At 36.3% G+C, this 10,380-nt stretch carries 9 protein-coding genes; 7 read left to right on the forward strand and 2 right to left on the reverse strand.

Going from position 1 to position 10,380, the window contains the following annotated elements:
- The 7 genes from Q1553_RS05910 to Q1553_RS05940 form a co-directional block, all read left to right on the forward strand.
- Window positions 1-1,060: S1 RNA-binding domain-containing protein (locus Q1553_RS05910; RefSeq protein WP_300842811.1), on the forward strand; the 1,060-nt coding region annotated here is incomplete at its 5' end.
- A gap of 18 nt (window positions 1,061-1,078) precedes the next feature.
- On the forward strand, window positions 1,079-1,564 hold the full coding sequence (locus Q1553_RS05915; protein WP_115550827.1) for a hypothetical protein: 486 nt from the start codon (window positions 1,079-1,081) through the stop codon (window positions 1,562-1,564).
- A 14-nt stretch (window positions 1,565-1,578) separates the two neighbouring features.
- Window positions 1,579-3,162 (forward strand): phosphoglycerate dehydrogenase, encoded by a 1,584-nt coding sequence (gene serA / locus Q1553_RS05920; protein WP_297570770.1) that lies wholly within the window; start codon window positions 1,579-1,581, stop codon window positions 3,160-3,162.
- Between the two features lie 192 nt (window positions 3,163-3,354).
- Window positions 3,355-5,010 (forward strand): L-lactate permease, encoded by a 1,656-nt coding sequence (locus Q1553_RS05925; protein ID WP_297578978.1) that lies wholly within the window; start codon window positions 3,355-3,357, stop codon window positions 5,008-5,010.
- A gap of 10 nt (window positions 5,011-5,020) precedes the next feature.
- A complete protein-coding gene (locus Q1553_RS05930) occupies window positions 5,021-5,758 on the forward strand; it encodes a (Fe-S)-binding protein (protein WP_297578975.1) in 738 nt (245 codons plus the stop codon).
- The gene (locus Q1553_RS05935) at window positions 5,755-7,197 is read left to right on the forward strand and encodes a LutB/LldF family L-lactate oxidation iron-sulfur protein (RefSeq protein ID WP_115550823.1); all 1,443 of its coding nucleotides are present in this window, start codon (window positions 5,755-5,757) and stop codon (window positions 7,195-7,197) included. The genes Q1553_RS05930 and Q1553_RS05935 overlap by 4 nt, the downstream gene beginning before the upstream one ends.
- Entirely contained in the window at window positions 7,190-7,849 is a 660-nt protein-coding gene (locus tag Q1553_RS05940) for a lactate utilization protein C (protein ID WP_115550822.1), read from the forward strand. The genes Q1553_RS05935 and Q1553_RS05940 overlap by 8 nt, the downstream gene beginning before the upstream one ends.
- Window positions 7,850-7,884: 35 nt before the next feature.
- Here the strand turns inward: Q1553_RS05940 and Q1553_RS05945 are convergent, their stop codons facing one another.
- Both Q1553_RS05945 and Q1553_RS05950 read right to left on the reverse strand, forming a co-directional pair.
- Window positions 7,885-8,433 carry a gamma carbonic anhydrase family protein gene (locus tag Q1553_RS05945; RefSeq protein ID WP_115550821.1) on the reverse strand — a complete coding sequence of 183 codons (549 nt, stop codon included), beginning with the start codon at window positions 8,431-8,433 and terminating at the stop codon, window positions 7,885-7,887.
- 19 nt (window positions 8,434-8,452) lie between these two features.
- Window positions 8,453-10,380: FAD-linked oxidase C-terminal domain-containing protein (locus Q1553_RS05950; RefSeq protein ID WP_300842812.1), on the reverse strand; the 1,928-nt coding region annotated here is incomplete at its 5' end.

Genomic DNA, 10,380 nt, shown 5'->3' on the forward strand with positions numbered 1-10,380 from the left:
GCAGGGCAAAGTTAAGAAGATTACAAGTTTTGGAATGTTTGTAGATATTGATGGCGTAGAGGGTTTGGTGCATTATACAGAAATTAGCTACAAAGGTCCTGTGAATCCTTCAAAACTCTATAAAGAGGAAGATATTGTTCCCGTGAAAGTTTTAAGCTACGACAAGGATAAAAGACGTTTAGCTTTGTCTATCAAGGCAACGACAGACGACCCTTGGAAAGAGATTGAGAATGAATTAGAAGTGGGCGATGCGATTAAAGTAACGGTAAGCAATATTGAACCCTATGGTGTTTTTGTGGATTTAGGCAATGATATTGAGGGATTCTTGCATATTTCTGAAATTTCCTGGAATAAAAACATTCAAAATCCTGAAGAATTTTTAAAAGCGGGACAAGAAATTGATGTAGAAGTGATTGAAATTGATACAAAAGATAGACGCTTAAGAGTTTCTTTGAAAAAACTTTTGGACAAGCCTTTTGAGCAATTTGCTAAGAAGCATAAAGAGGGGGAAATCCTTAAAGGAGTTGTCGCAACTTTAACAGATTTTGGAGCATTTATTAAGTTGGATAGTATTGATGGTTTATTGCACAATGAGGACGCTTATTGGAATAAAAATGAAAAATGCAAAGATTTAATGAGAGTTGGCGAAACCATTGAAGTAAAAATCGCAAAAATTGATAGAGAAAAAGAACGCATTTCTTTAACGCGCAAAGGCTTAATTGCCTCACCAGTAGAAGAGTTTGCAAAAAAATATTCTATGGATGATGCGGTAGTAGGGTCCGTGAGAGATATTAAGGATTTTGGCGTCTTTATTAAGATTGATGATGAAATGGACGCACTCATTCGCAATGAAGATTTGTTCCCGCTTAAAAAAGAAGAAATCAAAGTGGGCGATAAAATCAATGGTGTAGTTTCTTTGATTGACGCAGAAAATAATAGAATCCGCGTTTCTGTGCGCAGATTAGAGAGACAAAAAGAAAAAGCAAATCTTAAAAATTTTAATAGTAACACAAACGATAAAATGACACTAGGGGATATTATAAAAGACCAAATCCAATAGTCTTAGAATGGAAATAATATGCAAGTAAGAGTTTTGATTGGAATTTTTTCTTTCTTAACTTGTATATTATTGTTTGTTTTGATTCGTAATTACATTGATGCAATGAATGTCTATTCTTTGCCAAAAGTTAATCCTTATGAGCTTGCGCAATTTGATGATAATAAGACGAAACCACTTGAAATGCCAGATTGGCTTGATAGATTATCGGGACAAGATGAACGTGAGTTTATTTATCCAGCTTCAGAGTTGCAGGTTAAATTACTTTTTGCAGATGAGCTTAAACAAAGTTCTAAAGAAATTTTTAGAGTTTCTGTGGGAGTTATTAACGATTATCAATTTTTTTGTATCAATCAAGTCTTAGGAGCATACAATATAGAATATTCTTATTATAAAATTGGTGAGAGTATTTCTCTTGTGGTTGCAACAGAAGATGAAAATTATCTCCGTAGTGTTTTGGAAAAACTAAGACATTACGAAATTAATTATACTTTATCTAAATCTTAAAATGGAGAGTTTTAATGGCAAAATATACGATTGTTGTGTGTGATCATATTCATCAAAGTGGTTTGGATTTGTTGTCAAAAGACATAGAAGTAGAAATGTTGAATTTGGCGAGTTTGCCTAAAGAGGAATTAAAAAAAGAGTTGTATAGAGCAGATGTGGCAATTACTAGGAGTTCAACAGATGTGGATATGAGCTTTTTGGAATCTGCAACAAAATTGCGTGCGGTTGTGCGTGCAGGAGTGGGGGTAGATAATGTAGATATTGAAAATTCTAGCAAAAAAGGTGTAGTAGTAATGAATGTTCCAACTGCAAATACCATTGCTGCAGTAGAGCTGACTTGCGCTCATATTTTAAATACGATTCGTAGGTTTCCTGAAGCCAATGCACAACTAAAAGTGGAGCGTAAATGGAAGCGAGAAGATTGGTATGGAACAGAATTGAAAGATAAAAAACTCGGAATCATTGGTTTTGGGAATATTGGTAGTAGGGTAGGCAAACGTATGAAAGCTTTTGAAATGGAAGTGATTGCTTATGACCCTTATATTAATCCAACCAAAGCCACAGATTTGGGTATTGGATACACAAGAAACTTTGATGAGATTCTAAGCTGTGATATTATCACGATTCATACGCCAAAAAACAAAGAAACCATTAATATTATTAATAAAGAGCAAATTACCAAAATGAAAGATGGTGTGATTTTGATTAACTGCGCACGTGGAGGTTTGTATAACGAAGAAGCACTTTATGAGGCATTAGAATCGGGCAAAATTAGGTTTGCAGGGATTGATGTTTTTGCCAAAGAACCGGGGAATTCAAATAAATTATTAGATTTAAAAAATATTTATGTAACGCCGCATATTGGTGCAAATACTTTAGAATCTCAAGAAAAAATTGCTATCCAAGCAGCGGAAGCTGCTCTTGAGGCTGCACGCGGTTCAAGTTTCCCCAATGCACTGAATTTGCCCATCAAAGAAAATGAATTACCAAGCTTTATGAAAGCCTATTTAGAGCTTGTGCAAAAAATGGCATTTTTTGCGATTCAAATCAATAAAGATGAAGTGCGTTCCATTACTTTAGAAGCGGAGGGAGAGATTAGAGATTATCTTGCTTCGCTTTCCACCTTTGCATTAGTTGGAATCCTTAATGCAACGATTGGCGATAAAGTCAATTATGTCAATGCACCTTATGTTGCTAAAGAAAGAGGCATTGAAGTGAAACTAGAAGGAAAAGAATCGCAAAGTGCCTATAAAAATCAAATTAAGCTGACTTTACTTACTCAAAATGGTGAATTTAGTGTCAGCGGAGCCGTCTTTAACGAATCTACGCCAAAAATTGTCAATATTAATAATTTTGCATTAGATATTGAACCAAAGGGAAAGATGATTTTATTTAGAAATGATGATACTCCCGGTGTTATTGGATTTGTTGGCACGACTTTGGCAAAACATAATATCAATATTGCCGATTTTCGTTTGGGACGTTACAAAAAAGAAGCATTGGCTTTGATTGTGGTAGATGATGTTGTTTCTCAAGAAGTATTGAATGAGCTTGCGAGCTTAGAAGCATGTATTTCTATCAAATATGCAATCTTGTAATCTTTAGGAATCTTTAAGGATTCCTTCTCCTGCATTCGTCTTAGTAAAATACTCTAATAAATCCTGCTTTATAAAAATTAAAGAAAAATGTTACTTTTTTGCTTAAATTTAAGAACTTAATTCTTTCAAAACAAATTATTTAATTATTCTTAAAATAAAATTTGAATAAACTAATCAAGTTAAATTAAATTTTTGGAGGAATGTATGTGGCAACAAATAACTGATCCGCTAGGGAATATATTTTTAAGTGCGGCGGTGGCTTTTATTCCAATTTTATGTTTTTTGTTATGTTTGCTAACTTTTAAACTTAAAGGTTATCAAGCGGGATTTATTACCGTGATTGTTGCAAGTGCAGTGGCTTTTTTTGTCTATGGAATGCCTTTTTCTTTGATTGGTGCGTCCTTTGTGCAAGGTTTTGCGCAAGGAATGTGGCCTATCGCGTGGATTATTATCGCCGCCATTTTTCTCTATAAGCTTTCAGTGAAATCTGGTTCTTTTGAAGTGATTAAACAAAGCGTGATGAGCATTACGCCCGATCATAGAATCCAAGTTATTTTGATTGGTTTTTGCTTTGGTTCTTTTCTTGAAGGTGCGATTGGGTTTGGGGGACCTGTTGCAATTACTGCCGCGCTTTTAGTTGGGCTTGGATTGAAGCCTCTTTATGCCGCAGGACTTTGTTTGATTGCAAATACCGCTCCCGTTGCATTTGGTGCAGTTGGGATTCCAATTATTGCAATGTGCAATCTTGTAGGTGTTGATCAACACGCTGTTTCTGCTATGGTTGGGCGAATGCTTGTCCCGTTAAGTCTCACTGTGCCATTTTTTATCGTTTTTTTGATGGACGGATTCAAAGGAGTAAAAGAGACTTTCCCCGCAATTTTTGTTGCAGCGGTTTCTTTTACTGGAACGCAATTCTTGAGTTCAAACTTTCTAGGTGCAGAGTTGCCTGATATTGTATCTGCTATTGTTTCTTTAGCTTGCACTACTTTATTTTTGAAAGTTTGGAAGCCTAGCAATATCTTTAGATTAGATAATGAGACAAATTTTTCAAATAATACCCAATTGGAGTTGGGTGTTGTCGTGAAAGCTTGGATGCCCTTTATTTTGTTGATTATTTGTATTGTAATTTGGACACAACCTTGGTTTAAGGCATTATTTGCTAAAGGAGCAATTTTTGATTATACGCAAGTAACGATTGCATTTAATAATATTCAAGGTGGAATCTTAGATGAAAATGGCAAAGCAATTTCTTTAAGTTTGCCTATTAATTTTGTGGCACTCCAAGCAGGGACTGCAATTTTATTGGCAGCATTTTTAACCATTTGGACATTAAAAATCAAAGCAAGTGATGTGGGGGAATGCTTTTGGGATACTTTGAAAGAAATGGCGATTCCTTGCATTACAATTGGACTTGTGGTTGCCTTTGCCTTTATTGCTAAAAATTCGGCAATGAGTGCAACACTTGGTTTGGCGTTTGCACAAACCGGCGATGCCTTTGCTTTCTTTAGTCCTGTGATTGGTTGGATTGGCGTTTTCCTAACCGGAAGTGATACGAGTGCAAACCTTCTTTTTGGTCCTCTTCAACAAGTAACAGCCGGAGAATTAGGTGTAGGAGAGGCATTATTTTTGGCAGCAAACTCCGTAGGCGGTGTTGTAGGTAAAATGATTTCTCCTCAATCCATTGCCATTGCTTGCGCGGCAGTAGGTTTAGTCGGCAAAGAATCTGAATTGTTTAAATTCACATTGAAATATTCTATTGGCTTTATTTTGTTGATTGGAATTTGGACATTTATTATTGCATTTTTCTTAAATGGCATCATTCCAGAAATAGTGCCGCTCATAAAATAAGGTAAAAACAATGAGAAAAGTATATTTTTTTGCAACTTGTTTAGGCACAGCTACAATGCAAGAAGTTGTGCTAAGTGCAATCAAGCTCCTTCGTCGTGAAGGAGTAGAGGTAATCTTTAAGAAGAATCAAACTTGTTGTGCGCAACCTTCTTTTAATTCCGGATATTTTAAGGAAAGCAAAGAGGTTGCACTTTATAATATCCAGCAATTTAAGGAAGATTATCCTATCGTCGTGCCAAGTGGCTCTTGTGCAGGAATGATGAGCCACGATTATTTGGAGCTATTCAAGGGAGATTCTAATTTTGACTTGGTGAAGCGGTTTAGCCAACGCGTGATAGAGCTAAGCCAATATTTAGATGAAGTTTTAAATGTGGATTATCAAGATAAAGGAGAGAATGTCAAGGTAACTTGGCATTCAAATTGTCATGCTTTAAGGATTCAACAAAGTGTGGAAGCAAGTAAAAATCTACTAAAGCGGCTCAAGAATGTAGAACTAATCCCTTTGGAGTTTGAAGAGGAATGTTGTGGATTTGGTGGGACATTTTCTGTCAAGGAGCCTGAAATTTCCAATGCTATGGCAATGCAAAAAATCAAAGACATAGAAGCAACAGGCGCAAAATATGTTGTAAGTGGAGATGGAGGTTGTCTTTTAAATATTCAAGGCACAATGAGCAAGCTAGGAATAAATACTAAAGGTATTCATCTTTATGAATTTTTATTGAAACGATTAGAGGGGGTGAGCTTATGAGTGTAGAACATAGAATCGCACACGAGGAAATAGTACATACGAAGTTAAACGATTCTCAAATGAGAGAAAATTTGAATGTTGCTATGCACACACTACAAAGAAATCGTCTAAAAATCATTGAGGATAAATTTGAAAATTGGCAAGGATTGCGAGACAAAGCAATGCAAGCAAAAAATAATGCCTTGATGAGCTTAGAAGAAAGATTGTTGGAGTTTGAAAAAAATGCTATCAAAAATGGCATACAAGTGCATTGGGCTTCAAGTAGTGAGGACGCTTGCGAAATTATTTATGAATTAATGAAAGAAAAAAATATTCGCAAGATTCTTAAGGGCAAATCTATGGCGAGTGAGGAAATCGGTTTAAACCATTTCTTGGAGAAAAAGGGAATTAGTGCCATTGAAACAGATTTGGGGGAGCTTATTTTGCAACTTAATGGCGAAACTCCCGTGCATATTGTTGTGCCAGCAATTCACCGCAATCGCTATGAAGTAGGTAAGATTTTTGAGGAAAAGTTGGGTGCTAGTTTGGAATCCGAGCCTGAAAAACTCAATGCAATTGCGAGAAAACACTTAAGAGATGAGTTTGAAGGCTTGCAAATGGGTTTAAGCGGTGTAAATTTTGCAATGTCTAAAGAGGGTGCATTTTGGCTGATTGAAAATGAGGGAAATGGGAGAATGTGCACCACAGCTCCAGAAATTCACGTAGCAATTTGTGGGATTGAAAAGGTAATGGAAACCTTTGAAGACGCAGCAACAATGGTGCATTTGCTTACTCCCTCCGCAACAGGACAATTTATACCAACTTATAATAACATCATCACTTCCCCAAGAAAAAATGGCGATTTAGATGGACCAAAAGAAGTGCATATTGTCTTGTTTGATCATCATAGAAGTGATATGCTCTCACATTCCGATTATTATGAGGCATTGCGTTGTATTCGTTGTGGAGCGTGTATGAATTTCTGTCCTGTTTATGATAAGATTGGAGGACATACCTATCAAACGATTTATCCCGGACCTATTGGAGAAGTAATTAGCCCGAATCTTTTCGGGATTGATTTAACAGGAGATATTTTAAGCTTTTGCTCACTTTGTGGAAGATGTAGTGAAGTTTGCCCTGTAAAAATTCCGCTTGCGGATTTGATTAGAAAGTTAAGGGCAAATAAAGTAGGAGAAGGAAAAAACCCTCCTTTGGGTGCAAGTATGTTGAAGCTTAACAAATGTGAATCTTTGAGTATGCAAGGTTTTGCTAAAGTTGCAACCAATGGCACATTGTGGAGATTATCACTTGGCAATGCACATTATTTCAATGGTGCTTTGCATCGTTTTAAAGATTCTTTACCTGTGATTAAAAAATGGAGCGCATTCAAGGAATTGCCACAAATCAAAGGTAATCTTTATCAACAGATTCAAAAGTTGCAAGGGGTGCATTATGACTAATAGGATTGAGAGTATTTCACAAAGAAGCAAAAAACAGATTCTAGAGAGATTAAAGAGAGCTCATAAAGTGCCAGAATTTGAACGCAAGCCTAGTATCGACCCTGTGGTGCATATACAAAGAAGCGGAGAAATGCTAGAGGAAATGAAACGCAAAATGACGGACAATAAATATATTGTAGAGGAATGCGATAGTAATAATTTGGAAAATAAAATCAATGAAATTGTCAAAAGTTATGGCTATCAAAAAATGATTTATTCTGAAAATTTGGGCTTGGATTTAAATAAAATTGAAGCGACACAGAAAATATGCTTCAATCAAGAAATTGAGAATCTAAGGGAAGATGTGTTTCATAGTGATTTTTCTGTCATTCGTGCGAGAGTGGGTGTGAGCTCGCATGGCGTCGCTCTCGTGCATTCTTCCAAAACTCAACCGAGAATGCTCTCTCTAGCACCGACACTTTGTATTATGTTGTTAAAAAAGGAAAATATTGTAGGAAGTTTGGCGGAGGCTTTGAATCTTGTAAAAGCTGAAAACGCAGTTTTGCCTAGCAATATTTTATTTATTGCCGGTCCCTCACGCACTGCTGATATTGAACTCATCACAGTTTTTGGCGTGCATGGCTCACAAAAAGTGCATATTATTTTATATTAAAGTTTGGGATTCTGCTTGTGGAATCCCAAATGTATTTAGCATAAATTAGCCAAGAAATCATTTTTGAAGCGAACATAATTTTGTGCCGATTCTTTGATAAGGGCTATTTCCTCTTCTTTTAATTCTCTAACAAGTTTTGCGGGATTTCCCAAAATAAGTGAGCGTGGAGGAAATTTTTTGCCTTTTGTTACAACACTCCCAGCCCCTACGATGCTATTTTCACTGATACAAACATCGTCCATAACGCACGAGTGCATACCGATTAGACAGCAAGATTCAATCTTGCAAGCGTGAATAATGCAATTATGCCCAATCGTAACATCATCTCCAATGATGACAGGGAAGCCCGCGTCTATTCTTTCGCCTTTATCATCAAAGAGTCTGTGCCAAATGTGCAAAGTAGTCAAGTCTTGAATATTTGTGCGTTTGCCAATTTTGATAAAGTTTTCATCTCCTCTTAACACGCAATTAAACCATATACTAGAATCTTCCCCGATTTCTACCTCACCGATAATCTTAGCTCCTTCTGCAATGAATACATTGGGGGAGATTTTTGGACTTTTTCCTTTAAAATTTAATAACATTTTCTCTCCTTTGTTAGTTTTAATAGAGTTTTGTTTTCTGACTTACTTCATCAAGCAAATAAATAATGTGTTGCCAAGCTAAGTTTGTTGTCTCACTCAAGCCTATCTCGCAGGTGCTAGAGCTAGCATAGAATCGCTTGATATTTTTTTGCAAAAAATAATCTTTCAAACTCTCTAGCGCATTTTGATTGAGCGTGGGATTGATAAAGCCTTTGTTTCCGGCAAAGCCACAGCAATAAGTTGGAGTGTGTTCTGCAACTTCCGCTTGCGTGCAAGCTTGCGCAATATATTTGATAGAATCCGCATAACCCTCCTTTTTGCACGCGCAGACTGCATAGATTCCAATTGGTTCATTTAGCGGAATAATCTTTATATTTGGTAGAATTATTTTTTGCACAAATACACTCATATCCAAAACTTTTAAATGTTTGTATGCATCATATTCCCTTAGTTTTTCTAAAATTTCGCTACTGCAGGCACTATGGTCGCATACAATAGGAATCTCTCCATTTTGCGATTCTATCAATAGATTTTGCAGGAGGTTTTGAATGGGATTGATTTTTGGATTTTTTTGTGTATAATCCTTAAAAGCCTTGCCACAGCACATTTTGGAGAGATTTTTAGGGAAAATTACCTCAATGTTTGCCTTGTTACAAAGACTAATAAAAACCTCTTGAATTGGGCGTAAGTCTCTTGCTAAATGAGAGGGCGCAAAAATACGATTTAAACAAGAGCTGAAATATAAAACTTTGTTTTGAGAATATATCTTTTTGTTACCAAAAAATGAAAAAGAATTTGTAGTGGGCATATATTTTGGTATATAGGGAGTTTTAAATTTTTTATTCCATTGGAGGCTTAAATTTTTGATTGTATCTCTAGAAAGCACTTTTGTGGCAAATTGCGCTAGATGAACGCCTACTTTTGCTGTATAGACTGCTTTGTCTATGTGTTGCGAGATTTTTGCGGAGAGATTTTGGCTTAATGCACTAGAATGATTATTCTTGTGTGTGGTTGCTATTTTTGCGGTATTAATGCTAAGCGGACACATTGTGGCGCACATAGAGCAAGTTGCGCAAGTCTCCACGACATATTCCTCAAACTTTGCTTCAAGTGCGCAGAGTTGTTCTTGTTCTTGTGAGGTTTTATGTTGAATTTCTTTTAAGCGCGCAATCTCTCTAAGCACCGCGATTCTTTGTCTTGGTGTGAGGGTTAAGTTTTTGCTTGGGCAGACTTTTTCGCAGAACCCGCATTCCATACAAGCATTCAAATAATCCTCTATGGCATTGGCTGGTTTTAGATTTTGAATGTGTATGTTAGGATTTCCGCAAATAATAACATCGGGGTTGAAGAGATTTTTTTCATCAAAAATTTTTTTGATTCTTTGGTTAATAGCATAAGCTTTTTCTCCCCATTCTAGCTCTACAAAGGGTGCCATCATTCTCCCTGTGCCGTGTTCTGCTTTGGTGCTACCTTTAAGGCTTACAACCATTTGCGCTAATGCGTCCATAAAACCTGCAAAATTTGCACATTCTTTTTTATCACTCAAGATAGGCGTGATGATAAAATGCACATTGCCGCTTAAAGCGTGCCCAAAAATAATGCCATCAAAATCATATTGCTTGAAAAGTTTTGTAATGTTTTCAATACCTTGTGCGAAATGAGGAATCTCAAAGCAAATATCTTCCGTGATTACCGTGCTTCCACTTCGTTTAGTCGCGGCTGAAATGGGTAACAAACCTTTACGGACTTTCCACCATTGTTCTTGTTCTTTAGCTTCAAAGCTAAAATGCAATCCAAAAAGCGTAGGAATAGAATCCAAATGTTCTTTTATTGTTTGAATGTTTTTTCCCAATATAGAGAATGTATTGGATTCTAGTTGAATCAAAAGTGCACAGTTTCCCTCTTGGACTTTTTGTAAATCTTGTGGCATACCCTCTATATGACGCA

Origin of the sequence: Helicobacter sp. UBA3407, assembly GCF_949747025.1 — a bacterium.
Classification (GTDB): domain Bacteria; phylum Campylobacterota; class Campylobacteria; order Campylobacterales; family Helicobacteraceae; genus Helicobacter_D; species Helicobacter_D ganmani.